15 protein-coding genes are annotated in these 14,516 nt (G+C 73.8%); 7 read left to right on the top strand and 8 right to left on the bottom strand.

Annotated features, from left to right (window positions below; genetic code table 11):
* Positions 1 to 50 precede the first annotated feature (50 nt).
* The 3 genes from ABD948_RS07830 to ABD948_RS07840 are packed head-to-tail and all read right to left on the bottom strand — an operon-like array spanning position 51 to position 2,575.
* Positions 51 to 1,130 (bottom strand): iron-siderophore ABC transporter substrate-binding protein, encoded by a 1,080-nt coding sequence (locus tag ABD948_RS07830; RefSeq protein WP_345264345.1) that lies wholly within the window; start codon positions 1,128 to 1,130, stop codon positions 51 to 53.
* A 55-nt stretch (positions 1,131 to 1,185) separates the two neighbouring features.
* Positions 1,186 to 1,995, bottom strand: coding sequence for an ABC transporter ATP-binding protein (locus ABD948_RS07835; RefSeq protein ID WP_345264347.1), 810 nt, complete (start codon positions 1,993 to 1,995; stop codon positions 1,186 to 1,188).
* A 58-nt stretch (positions 1,996 to 2,053) separates the two neighbouring features.
* On the bottom strand, positions 2,054 to 2,575 hold the full coding sequence (locus ABD948_RS07840; protein WP_345264349.1) for a macro domain-containing protein: 522 nt from the start codon (positions 2,573 to 2,575) through the stop codon (positions 2,054 to 2,056).
* A gap of 106 nt (positions 2,576 to 2,681) precedes the next feature.
* Between ABD948_RS07840 and ABD948_RS07845 the strand changes: the two genes are divergently transcribed.
* From ABD948_RS07845 to ABD948_RS07860, 4 genes are all read left to right on the top strand, one after another.
* Positions 2,682 to 4,109, top strand: a complete 1,428-nt coding sequence (locus ABD948_RS07845; RefSeq protein ID WP_345264351.1) for a GntP family permease — start codon at positions 2,682 to 2,684, stop codon at positions 4,107 to 4,109.
* Positions 4,106 to 4,657, top strand: coding sequence for a gluconokinase (locus ABD948_RS07850; protein WP_345264353.1), 552 nt, complete (start codon positions 4,106 to 4,108; stop codon positions 4,655 to 4,657). Before ABD948_RS07845 ends, ABD948_RS07850 begins: the two co-directional genes overlap by 4 nt.
* A 19-nt stretch (positions 4,658 to 4,676) precedes the next feature.
* Positions 4,677 to 5,162, top strand: a complete 486-nt coding sequence (locus tag ABD948_RS07855; RefSeq protein WP_345264355.1) for a cupin domain-containing protein — start codon at positions 4,677 to 4,679, stop codon at positions 5,160 to 5,162.
* Between the two features lie 120 nt (positions 5,163 to 5,282).
* Positions 5,283 to 6,776, top strand: a complete 1,494-nt coding sequence (locus ABD948_RS07860; protein WP_345264357.1) for a PAS domain S-box protein — start codon at positions 5,283 to 5,285, stop codon at positions 6,774 to 6,776.
* A gap of 24 nt (positions 6,777 to 6,800) precedes the next feature.
* Here the strand turns inward: ABD948_RS07860 and ABD948_RS07865 are convergent, their stop codons facing one another.
* Positions 6,801 to 7,109, bottom strand: coding sequence for an EthD family reductase (locus tag ABD948_RS07865; protein ID WP_345264359.1), 309 nt, complete (start codon positions 7,107 to 7,109; stop codon positions 6,801 to 6,803).
* 110 nt (positions 7,110 to 7,219) lie between these two features.
* Between ABD948_RS07865 and paaK the strand changes: the two genes are divergently transcribed.
* The gene (paaK, locus tag ABD948_RS07870) at positions 7,220 to 8,527 is read left to right on the top strand and encodes a phenylacetate--CoA ligase PaaK (protein ID WP_345264361.1); all 1,308 of its coding nucleotides are present in this window, start codon (positions 7,220 to 7,222) and stop codon (positions 8,525 to 8,527) included.
* A gap of 11 nt (positions 8,528 to 8,538) precedes the next feature.
* Here the strand turns inward: paaK and ABD948_RS07875 are convergent, their stop codons facing one another.
* A complete protein-coding gene (locus tag ABD948_RS07875; RefSeq protein ID WP_345264363.1) occupies positions 8,539 to 9,165 on the bottom strand; it encodes a TetR/AcrR family transcriptional regulator in 627 nt (208 codons plus the stop codon).
* An 80-nt stretch (positions 9,166 to 9,245) separates the two neighbouring features.
* Between ABD948_RS07875 and ABD948_RS07880 the strand changes: the two genes are divergently transcribed.
* Complete coding sequence (locus ABD948_RS07880) at positions 9,246 to 10,268, top strand: glycoside hydrolase family 6 protein (RefSeq protein WP_345264365.1); 1,023 nt, start codon at positions 9,246 to 9,248, stop codon at positions 10,266 to 10,268.
* A gap of 13 nt (positions 10,269 to 10,281) precedes the next feature.
* On the opposite strand, the gene ABD948_RS07885 is transcribed toward ABD948_RS07880, so the two are convergent.
* A complete protein-coding gene (locus ABD948_RS07885) occupies positions 10,282 to 11,655 on the bottom strand; it encodes an MFS transporter (protein WP_345264367.1) in 1,374 nt (457 codons plus the stop codon).
* 71 nt (positions 11,656 to 11,726) lie between these two features.
* Between ABD948_RS07885 and ABD948_RS07890 the strand changes: the two genes are divergently transcribed.
* A complete protein-coding gene (locus ABD948_RS07890) occupies positions 11,727 to 12,977 on the top strand; it encodes a sensor histidine kinase (RefSeq protein ID WP_345264369.1) in 1,251 nt (416 codons plus the stop codon).
* A 42-nt stretch (positions 12,978 to 13,019) separates the two neighbouring features.
* Here the strand turns inward: ABD948_RS07890 and ABD948_RS07895 are convergent, their stop codons facing one another.
* On the bottom strand, positions 13,020 to 13,571 hold the full coding sequence (locus ABD948_RS07895) for a Dps family protein (protein WP_345264371.1): 552 nt from the start codon (positions 13,569 to 13,571) through the stop codon (positions 13,020 to 13,022).
* Between the two features lie 28 nt (positions 13,572 to 13,599).
* Entirely contained in the window at positions 13,600 to 14,502 is a 903-nt protein-coding gene (locus ABD948_RS07900) for an alpha/beta fold hydrolase (protein WP_345264373.1), read from the bottom strand.
* Between the last annotated feature and the right edge of the window lie 14 nt (positions 14,503 to 14,516).

Raw genomic sequence — 14,516 nt, forward strand, 5'->3', positions numbered from 1 at the left:
GCACGGAGCGCGCGAGCGGCGTCTGGGTCACGGTGTCGGTCGGCCTCGGGTCACTGCTGGGTCAGCAGGTCCACGTACGCCTCGACCGCCTGGCTGGCCGAGGCAGGACCACCGAAGGTCCACACACCCTCGGGGAAGGCGTAGGCCCGGCCGTCCTCGACGGCGGGGATCGAACCCCAGACGGGGTTGCCCTCGAGCTCGGCCATCACGTCGCCGGCGGGGTCCACGGTCCCGGTGTAGAAGAAGGTGGCGTCACCGACGGCCGACATGCCCTCGATGTCGGTGCCGCCCAGGCCGTAGGCGGGGTCGACCTCGCCGTCCCAGGCGTTGACGAGGCCGAGCTCCTCGCCGATCTCGCCCATCAGCGAGCCCTGGCCGAACGGGCGCAGCGCCACGTTGGCGCCGTCGATGTAGCCGTCGAAGTAGACGAACTCGGTGCCCTCGGCGTCGGTGCCGGCCAGCGCCTCCTGGCCCTCGGCCAGCGCCGCGTCGAACTCGGCGACGATCTCCTCAGCGCGCTCCTCGCGCCCGGTGGCCTGGGCGATCAGGCCGAAGGTCTCCTTCATGTTCGCGATCGGGTCGGCGGCGTCGGCACCCTTGGTGGCCAGCACCGGCACGCCGTACTCGGCCAGCTGGGTGAGGATCTCGTCGTCGGGCGTGTAGGCCTCGACGACGACCAGGTCGGGCTCGGCGCCGAAGAGCGCCTCGAGGTTGGGCTCGCCACGGGTCCCGACGTCGGTGACGCCCTCCGCCGGCAGCTCCTCGGAGGAGACCCAGGTGCCGAAGCCCTCGACGTCGGCCACCGCGACGGGCGTGACGCACAGGCTGAGCAGGTCCTCGGTCTGCTGCCACTCCAGCACGGCCACCCGCTCGGCGGGCTGCTCGAGCTCGACCTCGTTGCCGTAGGAGTCGGTGAGGCTGACCGGGCCCTCGGAGGTGGCGACGTCGTCGCAGCCCTCGGCGGTGGAGGAAGCACTGCTCTCGGCGGAGCTGCTGGAGCCGGAGCTGTCTGCGTTCTCGTCGCCGTCGGTGGTGCTGGTGGTCTGTCCACAGGCTGCCAGGGCAAGGGCGGTCAGGCCCAGCAGCGGGGTCAGGGCGGCCGTGGTGTGGCGGGCTCGGGTCGTGCGCATGGGTGGTCCTCTGTGTGAAGGGCGGTCAGGCGGTCAGGCGGAACGGGGAGGCGACTCAGGGGTTCGCGTGGTGGCGGCTGCGCGGGTCCACGCGCAGACGTCCGGTGACGGCGTCGCGGGCGACGTCGATGGGCAGGCCGTAGACCTCGGAGAGGTGCTCGGCGGTCAGCACGTCGGCGGGGTCTCCGTCGGCGTGCACGCGGCCGTGGTGCATCAGCACCACGCGGTCGGCCACGGCGGCGGTCTGGTTGAGGTCGTGCAGCACGACGCCCACCGCGGTCGCGTGGTGGGAGGCGAGGTCGCGCACCAGGTCGAGCGTCTCGACCTGGTAGCGCAGGTCGAGGTGGTTGGTCGGCTCGTCGAGCAGCAGCACCCCGGTGTCCTGGGCGAGGCAGCTGGCCAGCCAGACCCGCTGCAGCTCGCCGCCGGAGAGCTGGTCGACCGGCCGGTCGGTCATCGCCGCGGTGCCGGTGAGCTCGAGCGCGTGGGCGATCGCGACGCGGTCGGCCTCGGTGAGGGCGGCGAAGCGGCGTCGGTGGGGGTGTCGCCCGAAGGCGACGACGTCGGCCACGGTGACCCCCGAGGGGTGCGGCCGCGACTGCGAGAGCAGGGTGACCCGGCGGGCGAAGGCCTTGGCGTTCAGCGGTGCGCTGTCCTGGCCGTCGAGGTGCACCGCGCCCTCGGTGATCGGGTGCAGCCGCGCCAGGCAGCGCAGCACCGTGGACTTGCCGGAGCCGTTGGGGCCGATGACCGCGGTGACCACGCCGGGTCGCAGTGCCACCGAGACGCCGTGCACCACGGTGGCCCGGGGGTAGCCGAGGACGAGGTCGTGCCCCGCCAACGCTGCGCCCGCCGACTCGTCCATGATCGGTAAGGGTAGCCTCACCAATCTTCTCGCGCGACGTGGGTCCGACGCGCGGCCGCTACCGCGGCGGGCCCGCCTCCCCGAGGGCCGCCAGGACCGCCTCGTGGGCGGTGCCCCCGAAGGCGACCAGCCGGGCCTCCTGCACCCGGGTGCCGGTCTCCTCGGCAGCGGCGAACGCCTCACGGGCCGCCGCCACGGACTCCGAGCGCGACCACCCGTAGACACCGGCACCCACGAGCGAGAACGCCACGGTGCGCGCCCCGAGCTCGTCGGCCACCTCGATGGCGCGTCGGTAGCAGGCGACCAGCAGCCCGCGGTCGGTCTCGCCGCGGTGGCGGTTCGGCCCGACGACGTGGATCACCCAGCGCGCGGGCATCCGGCCCGCCGTGGTCCACCCGGCCTCGCCGGTGGGCAGGCCGTCGGGGAAGCGACGCCGGCAGTCCTCGAGCACGGCCGGACCGCCGGCGGCATGGACGGCGCCGTCGACCCCGCCACCTCCGCGCAGGCGGCGGTTGGCGGCGTTGACGACGGCGTCGACCTGCTGGGTGGTGAGGTCGCCCTCGACGGCGGTGATGCGCATGCCCGTCACGGTAGGTGGGGGCTCCGACAGCCCCGTGGCGCCGACCGGAGCCGACGCGCCGGGTCACCACGGCATCCGTCACGTCGATGTGGGGCACTGTGGGGGCATGGACCCCCTCGAACCGGCCTATCCCACGGCGGTGATGCTGCTGATCGCCGCGGCCGCCGTCGCCGTCCTGCTCGTCCTGATCGTCCTGGTGCGCCTGCACGCCTTCCTGGCGCTGGTGCTGGTCAGCCTGCTCACCGGCCTGGCCGCGGGGATCCCGGTGGCCGACGTGCCGGCGGTGATGCTGCAGTTCTTCGGCAGCACGCTGGGGGGCGTCGCCCTCCTCGTGGCACTGGGCGTGATGCTCGGGCGCATCCTGGAGCTCACCGGCGGCGCCCAGGTGCTGGCCGACACCCTGGTGGGCCGGTTCGGCGAGAAGAGAGCACCGTTCGCGCTCGGCGTCGCGGCGCTGATCTTCGGCTTCCCGATCTTCTTCGACGCCGGCCTCGTGGTCTTCCTCCCGATCATCCTGACCGTGGCCCGTCGCTTCGGCGGCTCGCTGCTCTACTACGCGCTCCCGGCCGCCGGCGCGTTCGCCGCCATGCACGCGATCGTGCCACCGCACCCCGGCCCGGTGGCCGCGGGCGACGCGATCGGGGCCGACCTCGGGCTGGTGCTGCTGCTCGGCGTCCCCGTCGCGCTGGTCTCCTGGTACGTCGGCGTCTACCTGTTCTCCCGCTACGTCGGTGCCCGCATCGAGGTCTCGACCGCCGACCTGATCTTCGGTGAGGAGCGCGACAGCGCGGGACGCACCGCCGCGCAGGGCGCGGAGGCCGGATCCGGTTCAGCGGGTGGCGTCGCGACGCGGCGCCAGGCGCCCTCCTTCGGCGTCGTGCTCGGCCTGCTGCTGCTGCCGATGGTGCTGATCTCGTTCAACACGGTGCTCGACACGCTGCTGACCGCGGGGACGATCGAGCAGTCCACGCCGGTCGACCTGCTGATGGTGCTGGGCAACACCCCGGTCGCGCTGCTCATCACCCTGCTCGCCGCCATGGCGCTGCTGGGCTCCCGGGTGGGCAGCCGCAGCGAGCTGCAGGGCGTCGTCGACGACGCCCTGGCACCGATCTGCTCGATCATCCTGATCACCGGGGCCGGCGGCATGTTCGGCGGCGTGCTGCGCACGAGCGGGATCGGCTCCTCGCTGACCTCCTCGCTCAGCGACGTGGGGATCCCACTCCTCCTCCAGGCGTTCCTGATCGCGACCGCCCTGCGCGTGGCCCAGGGGTCGGCGACCGTGGCGCTCACGACCACCGCCGGCCTGATCGCCACCCAGGCCGAGGGTGCCGGTGCCGTCCAGCTGGCCGCCCTGGTCTTCGCGATCGCCGGTGGATCCACCGTGCTCTCGCACGTCAACGACTCCGGCTTCTGGCTGGTGAGCCGCTTCTTCGGCATGGACGAGCGCACCACCCTGCGCACCTGGACGGTCATGGAGACCACGCTGGGCCTGATGATGTTCGGTTGCGCCGCACTGCTGTGGGTCGCCGGATGAGCGAGGGTGAGGCGGCGGCGGGGGAGCCCGTGCACGTCGTGGTCATGGGGGTCTCCTCCACCGGCAAGACCACGGTCGCGCGCGGTCTCGCCGAGCGGCTGGGCGCCCGGTTCGTGGAGGGTGACGACCTGCACCCCCAGGCCAACATCGACAAGATGGCCGCCGGGACACCCCTCACCGACGAGGACCGCTGGCCCTGGCTCGAGGCCATCGCCGCCCGCACGCGCGAGGTCGCGGGCCAGGGGGGCTCGACCGTCGTGACCTGCTCCGCGCTCAGGCGGGCCTACCGCGACGTGCTGCGCACCGCCGCCGACGACACGTTCTTCGTACACCTGCACGGCACGTTCAACCTGCTGGCGCAGCGGATGCGCGAGCGGCAGGGGCACTTCATGCCCCCTGCCCTCCTGCAGTCGCAGTTCGAGACCCTCGAGCCGCTCGAGTCCGACGAGCGCGGTGCTCTCGTCGACGTGACACCGACGCCGGACGTCGTCGTCGAGCACGCCCTCGACGCGCTGCGCGGCGAGCCCTGGCCCCGACCCACCGGCTGACGAGACCCGAGGAGCCCCCGTGTCACTCCCGCGCAGCTACCCGCCCGACTCCTACCACGGCACGGACGGCGAGCCGAGTGCCTGGCTGCGCCGTGACGACGAGAGCCCCGACCTGACGTTGGCCACCGGCGGCACCTGCGAGTACCTGGCCACGGGTGACCAGACGCAGGGCCGCTTCGGCCTGTACCGCTGGACCTTCGGCGAGGACGAGTCGGGTCCGGACCCGCACTTCCACCGGTCGATCTCCGAGCAGTTCTACGTGCTCTCCGGCGAGGTGGTGCTCCACGACGGGCGCGCCTGGGTGACGGCGCGACCCGGCGACTTCCTGTACGTGCCCGAGGGCGGCATCCACGGGTTCCGCGGCGGGGGAGGGGCCTCCATGCTGCTGATGTTCGCCCCCGGTGGGCCGCGCGAGGACTACTTCGAGACCCTCGCCCGCGGTGAGCAGATGAGCGCCGAGGAGCGCGCGGGCTTCATGGACCGGCACGACACCTACTGGGTGTGACCTGACCGGTCTGCTCGTCCGCCTGTTCCCCCACGTCGTCCTGCGAGCTGTGCCACGCTGGGTGCGCACGTGCGGTGGAGTGCCGTCCGGTGGGGACGTGCGGCGGTGGAGGAGTCCGCGGTGGTCGAGCACCCTGCACCGGAGCACCTGTGGCAGGTGACGGTGGAGCACCCGCCCATCGGCATGTGCCTGGTCAGCACCGACGGCGTCATGCTCAACGTCAACCGTGCCCTGTGCCAGATGCTCGGCTACGCCGAGCACGAGCTGCGCGGGCGGACCTTCCACGAGATCACCCACCCCGAGGACCTCGACGCCGACCTGGCCCTGGTGCGTGCCGCCCTGGCCGGGGAGTGCGGCACCTTCAGGCTGACCAAGCGCTACCTGCACGCCGACGGGTCGGTGGTCTGGGGCGACCTCTCGGTCGCACTCATGCGTGACGACGACGGCGCACCGCTGCACTTCGTGAGCCAGGTTTTCGACGTCACCGAGCAACGCCTGGACCGTCTGCGCCTGCTCGAGGCCGTGGCGGCCGTGGAGCGGCACCGTCGCAAGGCACAGGCCATCCTCGACACGGTCGACGTCGGGCTGGTCCTGGTCGACAGCGAGGGCAACTACGAGGAGATGAACCGGCGCCACCACGACTTCCTGGCGCTGGCCTTCCCGCACGGGCACGGCGGCCTGGCCGGACAGCTCGGTGCGGTCTACGCCGAGGACGGCTTCCGGGTCCTGGGCCGCGACGAGATGCCCTCGGTGCGGGCCGTGCGGGGCGAGGAGTTCGACGACTACCGGATCTGGGTGGGTGCCGACCCGCTGACGTGCCGGGCGCTCTCGGTGTCGGCACGGCCCGTGCGCGACGCCGACGGCACGGTCGCGGGTGCTGCGCTGGCCTACAAGGACGTCACGGACCTGATGCGCGCGCTGCAGGCGCGCGACGACTTCGTGGCGTCGGTCTCGCACGAGCTGCGCAGCCCGTTGACGGCGGTGCTCGGCCACGTCGAGATGCTGCTCGACGACCCGACGCTGGACGCCTCGCCCCGGCGAGCGCTCGAGGTGGTGGAGCGCAACGCGGTGCGCCTGCGCCGGCTGGTGGGCGACCTGCTCGAGACCGCCGAGGGACGCGCGACGGCGACCGCCCTCACCCGGGCACCCACCGAGCTGACGGCGATCGTGGCCGAGGTCGTGGAGACGACGGGACCACTGGCGGCCGAGGCCGGCGTCGACCTGCACGCATCGCTGCCCGACTCCGTCATGGCCGTCGTGGACGCCGAGCGGGTGCGGCAGGTGGTCGTCAACCTGCTCTCGAACGCGGTGAAGTACACCGACCGCGGCGGGCAGGTGCACGTGTCCCTGTGCCGTGACGGCGAGTCGGTGGAGCTGGAGGTGCGCGACTCCGGCATCGGGGTCGATGCCGAGGACCTCGCCCAGCTGTTCACCCCGTTCTTCCGCGCGCGCGCCGCGGTGGAGCGTGTCGTGCCCGGCCTGGGTCTGGGTCTCTCCATCGTGCGCAGCATCGTGAGCGCGCACGGCGGCGAGGTGCTGGTGACCAGCGCTCCGGGGCAGGGCTCCCGTTTCCGGGTACGACTGCCCCTCGAGCGGCAGCCCGCCGCGGACTGACACCGCGCGGCGGCGGCGCCGTGGTCAGGCGCTGGTGGCGACGTCCTCGACCTCGGCCGCGAACATGACCCGGCGCGCGACCTCGTAGGTCTCGGCGTCCTCGGCTGCCCGCGACATCTGGGACGAGCCGAGGGCGGCCTTCATGGTCTCGGCGTCCTCGAACCACAGCTCGGCGACGAGGTGCGGCGTGTCGCCGGTGCCGCGCGGGGTGCTCAGCACGAACCTCGCGAGGCCGGGCACCTCCTGCACGATCGGGACGTGGCGCTCGCGGTAGACGGCCTCGAAGCCGGTGCCGTCGGTGGGGTCGAAGTACTGGACGGTGAGTCGGTGCACGCAGGCCACGGTAGCGGCTCCCGCACAGGGTGCTTGCGCCCCCGGCGCGCGCGTGCGAACCTATCCCGACCGATCGGTCAGTAATTGCGGCAGCAAGTGTGGGAGGACGCGTGCAGGACCTCAGCCCCCGCCCCGGCGACCTGGAGCCCGTCGAGACCGCCTCGGTCGACGAGCTGCGCGCGCTGCAGCTCGAGCGCCTGCGGTGGTCGCTGCGGCACGCCTACGACAACGTGCCGCACTACCGCGCCGCGTTCGAGGCCGCCCAGGTGCACCCCGACGACCTCACCGGGCTGGAGGACCTCGCACGCTTCCCCTTCACCACCAAGGCGCACCTGCGCGAGAACTACCCCTTCGGGATGTTCGCGGTGCCGCGCGAGCAGGTCGCCCGGGTGCACGCCTCCTCGGGCACCACCGGCAAGCCGACCGTCGTCGGCTATACCCGTGACGACCTGGCCGCGTGGGCGGGCGTCGTCGCGCGCAGCATCCGCGCCGCTGGTGGGCGGGCCGGTCACGTGCTGCACAACGCCTACGGCTACGGCCTGTTCACCGGCGGTCTCGGTGCCCACGCCGGCGCGGAGCTGCTGGGCTGCACCGTGGTGCCCGTCTCGGGCGGCATGACCGAGCGGCAGGTGCAGCTGATCACCGACTTCCGGCCCGACGTCATCATGGTGACGCCCTCCTACATGCTCGCGATCATCGACGAGATGGAGCGGCAGGGCGTCGACCCGCGATCCACCTCGCTGCAGGTGGGCATCTTCGGCGCCGAGCCGTGGACCAACGACATGCGGCGCGAGATGGAGCAGCGCCTCGACATGCACGCCGTCGACATCTACGGGCTCTCCGAGGTGATGGGCCCCGGCGTCGCCAGCGAGTGCGTGGAGACCAAGGACGGCCTGCACGTGTGGGAGGACCACTTCTACCCCGAGGTCATCGACCCGGTGACCGGCCAGGTGCTGCCCGACGGCGAGGAGGGCGAGCTGGTCTTCACCTCGCTCACCAAGCAGGCCATGCCCGTGGTGCGCTACCGCACCCGCGACCTGACCCGGCTGCTGCCCGGCACCGCCCGCACGATGCGACGCATCGAGAAGATCACCGGTCGCACCGACGACATGATCATCCTGCGCGGCGTCAACCTGTTCCCGACCCAGGTCGAGGAGCTGGTGCTCGGCCTCCCGCCGCTCTCGCCGCACTTCCAGTGCCGCCTCGAGCGGGAGGGTCACCTCGACACCCTGACCGTCGTCGTCGAGCGCCGCGAGAGCGCTGGTCGCGACGCGGCACAGGCAGCCGGCGCCGAGCTGCAGCGCCTGGTCAAGGCCTCGATCGGCGTCAGCGTCGACGTCGAGGTGGTCGAGCCCGACGCCGTCGAGCGCTCGGTGGGCAAGATGCGCCGCGTCGTCGACCGGCGGCCCGTGCGCTGACCGGGTCCAGCTCAGGCGCGCAGGCCCTCGAACGCCAGGGTCGCGACGGCGTGGGCCAGCTCGTCCTCGCCGACCGGACCACCCGGGCGGTACCACTCCACCAGCGAGTTGACCGTGCCGAAGAGCAGGCGGCTGATCAGGTCGGGGGAGATGTCGTCGCGCAGCTCCCCGGCTGCCACGGCCTCGGTCACCAGCCGGGCCAGCTTCTCGTCGAGGGTGCGACGACGGCGCAGCGCGCTCAGCTCCACCTCGCTGTTGCCGCGCACCCGCAGCAGCAGGGTCACCGCCGGCAGGTGCCGCACGAGGATGCGGACCGACTCCTCGACCACCGCGCGCAGCCGCTCCAGCGCCGTGTGGTCGGGGTCGGCGGCCACGGCGCGGTCGACCGCGGCGGTCAGTCCGTCGAGCGCCTCGTCGAGCGCGGCCGAGAGCAGTGCTTCCTTGCTGCTGACGTGGTGGTAGATGGCCGACTTGGTGATCCCGAGGTCGCGCGCGAGGTCACCGACGCTCGTGGCGTCGTAGCCCTGGGTGTTGAACAGCTCTACGGCGCGGCGCAGCACCGTCTCCTGGTCGTAGCCGGGGCGGCCGCGGCGCGCGGGGGCGGGGGCCTCGGGCGGCTCCTCGGCAGGGCTGGGCACCCGTGCATGTTCCCACGCGCGGTGAGGCGGCCCACACCGGTTCGTCCGCGCGCAGGGTTGCTGAGCCCTACGCTGGTGCGGTGTCCTTCCGCCCCCGGCGCCTCGCGCGCCGAGCGCCGCTCCTGAGCGCGGTGCTCGCCGTCCTCGCCCTGCTGGGCCCGCTGCTGGCGCTCACGACCCCGGTCGGCGCGGCGGTGACCCCCGGCGCCGCGGCGTCCGCGCGAGTCGTGGAGGCGGCAGCGGCGCGGGACCCGCGCACCACGCGGCCCTTCTACGTCGACGCGGCCATGCCCGCGGCTCGAGCCGGTGCGGCGTACGCCGCGATCGGTCGCCGCCCGCAGGCGCGCTGGTTCACCGACGGCGCCTACCCCACGCCCGCCGCTGTGCGGGCCGGCGTCGTCGACTACACGCGCCGTGCCGCCGCCGCGCGCCGCACGCCCGTGCTGGTGCTCTACGCGATCCCCGGGCGCGACTGCGGCGGCGCCTCCAGCGGTGGCCTGCCCACAGCAGCCGCCTACACGGCCTGGGTGCGCGCGGCAGCTGCCGGGCTGCGCGGCACCCGGCCGATGGTGGTGCTCGAACCCGACGCCATCCCGTTCGCGACCCGCCCTGAGTGCGGCAGCCCCACCGCCCGCACCCGGCTGCTCGCCGCCGCCGTCACCGCGCTCTCGCGGGCGGGCGCCTGGGTCTACCTCGACGCCGGGCACTCCGACTGGGTCGACGCGGCCACGACGGCCCGACTGCTGCGCAGCGCCGGTGTCGCGAAGGCGCGGGGCTTCGCCGTCAACGTGGCCAACCACCAGCCCAGCGGTCGGGTGCAGGCGTGGGCGGCCCAGGTGCGCAGCGAGCTGGCGCGGATCCGCGTGCCCGGACGCCGCTACGTCGTCGACACCTCGCGCAACGGTGCGGCCACCCCCGTCTCCGGCGACTGGTGCAACCCCACCTGGGCGCGCCTGGGCACCAAGCCCGCCCGGGTCTTCCGCAGCGGCCTCGATGCACGGCTGTGGATCAAGAACCCCGGTGAGTCCGACGGCGAGTGCAACGGCGGACCCGCCGCGGGCACCTGGTGGCCCGCCGGCGCGGACGTCCTGCTCGGTCGCTGACCCGGCGACGCCGTCACGCGCGACGGCTGCGAGCCGCTGTCGCTCCGTTGACCAGCCCGGCGGCCAGGCACAGCAGCGCGAACGAGCCCAGGGTGGCGCGCAGGGCGGCGTCGTCGTCGCCCAGCGCCACCAGCAGCGCGACGCTGAGCGCCGAGCCCACCGAGAAGCCGAGGTAGCGCATCAGCTGGTTGAACGCCAGGGCGCTGGCGGTCTCGGTGCGTGGCACGTGCGGCACCAGCAGCGCCGGGATCGAGGAGAACGTGAAGCCGCTGCCCAGGCCCCCGAGGGCCATGGCGACGAGCACCTGCCACAGCCGCTGGTGCGACAGGGCCACCTGGCCCAGGGCGACGGCGAACGCGGCGCAGCCGACGGGCAGCACGACGCCCGGCCCCAGCCGCCGTGCCACGCGCCGCGCCACCTGGTTGCCGGCCACGCTGGCGACCGAGTAGGGCACCAGCACCAGACCGGCGGCCGCGATCCCGAGGCCCAGCCCGTACCCGTCGTCGCCCGATGTCGCGCCCGTGCCGGGCTCGGCCTGCACCACCACCACGACGAGCGTCAGCAGCGCGTACATGCTGGCGCCGAGCGCCATCGCCACCAGGTGCGGGCCCACGACGCCGGGGCGCCGCGCCAGCCGCAGGTCCACCAGCGGGTGGCCGGTGCGCAGGGTGCGCCGCACCCACCCGGCCAGCAGGGCGGCACCGACCGCGAGCAGCCCGAGGGTCACCGGTGCGAGCCAGCCCCAGGCGTCGCCCTGGCTGACGGCGAGCAGCGCCGCCGTCATGCCGAGCGAGAGCAGCAGGGCGCCGGGCACGTCGACGGGCTGCACGGCGCTGTCGCGAGCCACCGGCAGGTCGAGCACCGCGAGGATCAGGGTGATCGCCACCAGGGCGGCACCGAACCAGTAGGCGCCGGCCAGCCCCAGGTGCTCGGCCACGAGGGCCGTCACGGGGTAGCCCACACCGGCGCCGGCCACCGTGGTGACCGAGAGCAGCCCGAGCACGCGGGGGAGGCGGTCGCCCCGCCAGGTGTCGCGCGCAGCCGCCAGGGCGAGCGGCACCAGCGCGAGCCCGACCCCCTGCAGTGCGCGGCCCGCCACCAGGGCGCCGAAGCCTAGCGGCAGTGCCGCCAGCACGCAGCCCGCGAGGACCGTGGCCAGGCCGCCCAGGACGACGGGTCGTCGAAGCCGCCCGTTGCCCAGGCGTCCGACCACCGGTGTCGCGACCGCGCCGGCGAGCAGCGTGGCGGTCAGCGCCCACTGCGCCGAGGCCACCGCCACCTCGTAGCGCGCCGCCACGGCGGGCACGAGCGGCGCGCCGAGACTGCTGACCACGGCGGTGACGGTGGTGACCAGCGCCAGGGTGAGGAGGACCCGACGCTCACGCACCTGCCCATCATGCCCAGGCGGTGCTGGCGAACCGCCCGCGCCGGTGGGCGTCGGGTGGCAGGCTGTGACCCATGCCTCCCACGACGCCCGACGACCTCGGCGCGTGGTGGGGTGACGCGCACGACCGCGAGGCCCTGCGCGTCGTCGCCGAGGGCGTCCGCGAGCTTGCCGGCTTCGAGGTCGCCGCCGTCAGCGTGGTCCACGAGGGACTCCTGCTGACGGTGGCGGTGGCCGGCGACGACGAGGCGGCCGCCCACCTGGCCCGGGTGCACACCCCCATCGAGGAGCTGCTGGCCGAGATGGCCCTGGCCGAGGACTGGGGCCCGCTGCGGTTCCTGCCGCACGACCGGGCCACCGACCGCCTGGACCGCTGGAGCTGGGTGCCCGACATCGAGCCCGTCCCCAACCGCCGCGCCTGGCACCCCGAGGACCTGCTGTGCGCGCTGCTGCGCGACGACAAGGGGGAGGTGCGCGGGGTGCTCGGCATGGACCTGCCGCGCAATCGGCTGCGCCCCGACGCCGAGCAGCGCAAGGTGCTGGAGGCCCTCGCGCGCCAGGCCGAGCAGACCGTGGTCAGCGCGATCGAGCGACGCGACGCGACGCTCAGCCTGGAGCAGGAGCTGGCCGCGTCGGCCTACCGCCGCCAGCTCATCGACGTGCTCTCCCACGAGCTGCAGAACCCGGTGGCCGCCATCAGCGGCAACCTCGAGCTGCTGGCCGAGGAGGAGCTGTCGCCGGTGGCGCTGCGGTCGGTGGGCGCCATCGAGCGGGCGGCGCGGCGGATCCGCGTGATGGTCAGCGACCTCCTGGCACTCGCCGAGGTCGACGACCCCGCGCGGGTGCGCGAGCCCGAGCCGGTCGACGTCGCCGAGGTGGCGCGCGACGTCGCCGAGCTGATGGCCACCGAGGCGCGGCACCGCGAGGTGCACCTGGAGCTCGACCTCGCGCCCGGGCCCCAGGTGGTGCCGGGGGTGCCCAGCGAGATCGACACGCTGGTGGCCAACCTGGTGGCCAACGCCGTCAAGTACTCCGAGCGGGGCGGCACCGTGCAGGTGCAGGTGCGCCCGGCGATCGGTGGCACGGGCGCGGTGGTGGTGCAGGTGCGCGACCAGGGCATCGGCATCTCGCCCGCGGACCAGGAGCGGCTCTTCGAGGAGTTCTTCCGCGCCGACAACACCGCCACGCGCAGTCGGCCGGGCACCGGTCTCGGCCTGGCGATCGTCAACCGCGTGGTGCGCGCCCACCGCGGGCACGTCGACGTCGAGTCGCAGCCGGGCCGGGGGACCACGTTCCGCGTGGTGCTCCCCGGCCCGCCTGCGTGAGGTTGCTGCGACCGCTGGTGCGGCCTCCAACGGAGGGAGGAATCAGCCCACGGCGCGGGACCCCTCGACCTCGGTCTCGGCGTTCTCGGTGGAGAGTCGGCCCGAGGAGTCCTCGAGGTGGGCGCGGACGAACCAGTGGAACAGCTCGAGCTGCTCGGTCTGGGCGATGAACATGTCCTGGGTCACCGGGTCCAGCTCCTCCAGGGCGGTGATGCCCTCGCGGTAGCTGGTGATGACGCCGCGGTAGAGCACGTCGACGGCGCCCAGGTGCTCCTGGGTGGTGGCGCGGCCGATGCTGTAGTCGTCCCAGGTGCGGGCCTGCACCAGGCTGCCGGGGGTGCCCTGCGGCGAGCCGCCCAGGGTCGCGATGCGCTCGGCGAGGTCGTCGGCGAAGCCGCGGACGGTGTCGACCTGCGGGTCGATCATCTCGTGGACGGCGATGAAGTGCGGGCCGACCACGTTCCAGTGCACGTGCTTGAGGGTCAGGTGCAGGTCGTTGCAGGCGTGCAGGCGGCCCTGCAGCAGCTCGACGACCTTCTGCGCGGTCGCCTCGTCGAGTCCGGGAGTCGTGTAGTGAAGGGGGTTCGTAGCCATGCCGTGCCGGTACCCGGGAGCCGCCGCGTCAACGCGCCGGGACGGGTCCGTCGAGGAAGTCCAGCAGCAGCCGGGTCGTCTCCCGCGGCGCCTCCTCGGGCAGGAAGTGACCACCTGGCACCACCTCGCCGCTGACGTCGTCCGCGTACTCGCGCCACACGTCCAGCACGTCGTAGTGCCGCCCCACGAACCCCTCCGCACCCCACAGGGCGAGCAGCGGGGCCCGCACCCGCCGTCCGGCGTCGGCGTCGGCGTCGTCGTGCCCGAGGTCGATCGAGGCGGCGGCGCGGTAGTCCTCGCAGCTGGCGTGCACGGTGGCGGGGTCGGCGAAGCACCGCTCGTACTCGGCCACCGCCGCGGGGTCGAAGACGCCCAGGTCGCCGCGCGCGGCCGACCAGTGGCCCAGCTTGCGGCGCAGGAACCAGACCGGGTCGGCGCCGATCAGCTTCTCGGGCAGCGGCTCGGGCTGGGCCAGGAAGAACCAGTGGTAGTAGGCCGTGGCCATCGCCCGGTCGGCGGTCGCGAACACGTGGCGCGTGGGCACGACGTCGAGGACCGCCGCCCTCTCCACCCGCTCCTCGTGGTCCAGGCACAGCCGGTGCGCCACCCGCGCCCCGCGGTCGTGACCGACGACGGCGAAGCGCTCGTGCCCCAGGTGCCGCATCAGCCCGACGACGTCGCCGGCCATCGCGCGCTTGCCGTAGGGCTCGTGCGTCACGGTGGTGGCGGGCTTGCCGGAGTCGCCGTAGCCGCGCAGGTCGGGCGCCACCACGGTGAACCGCTCCGCGAGCACCGGCGCCACCCGGTGCCACATCGCGTGCGTCTGCGGGTAGCCGTGCAGCAGGAGGACCGGGGGTCCGGACCCGCCGACCTCCGCGTGCACCCGCACGCCCCCGACGTCGACCCTGTGCGTCTCGAAGCCCGTGATCACGTCGCCCTGCCTAC

This window comes from Nocardioides nanhaiensis (assembly GCF_039542785.1).
GTDB lineage: Bacteria > Actinomycetota > Actinomycetes > Propionibacteriales > Nocardioidaceae > Nocardioides > Nocardioides nanhaiensis.

Excerpts from the sequence above, each read along its gene's own strand:
- ABD948_RS07835 (WP_345264347.1), bottom strand. The coding sequence starts at position 1,995 with ATGGACGAGTCGGCGGGCGCAGCGTTGGCGGGGCACGACCTCGTCCTC.
- ABD948_RS07895 (WP_345264371.1), bottom strand. The coding sequence starts at position 13,571 with ATGGCTACGAACCCCCTTCACTACACGACTCCCGGACTCGACGAGGCG.
- ABD948_RS07850 (WP_345264353.1), top strand. The coding sequence starts at position 4,106 with ATGAGCGAGGGTGAGGCGGCGGCGGGGGAGCCCGTGCACGTCGTGGTC.
- ABD948_RS07845 (WP_345264351.1), top strand. The coding sequence starts at position 2,682 with ATGGACCCCCTCGAACCGGCCTATCCCACGGCGGTGATGCTGCTGATC.
- ABD948_RS07840 (WP_345264349.1), bottom strand. The coding sequence starts at position 2,575 with ATGCGCATCACCGCCGTCGAGGGCGACCTCACCACCCAGCAGGTCGAC.
- ABD948_RS07890 (WP_345264369.1), top strand. The coding sequence starts at position 11,727 with ATGCCTCCCACGACGCCCGACGACCTCGGCGCGTGGTGGGGTGACGCG.
- ABD948_RS07830 (WP_345264345.1), bottom strand. The coding sequence starts at position 1,130 with ATGCGCACGACCCGAGCCCGCCACACCACGGCCGCCCTGACCCCGCTG.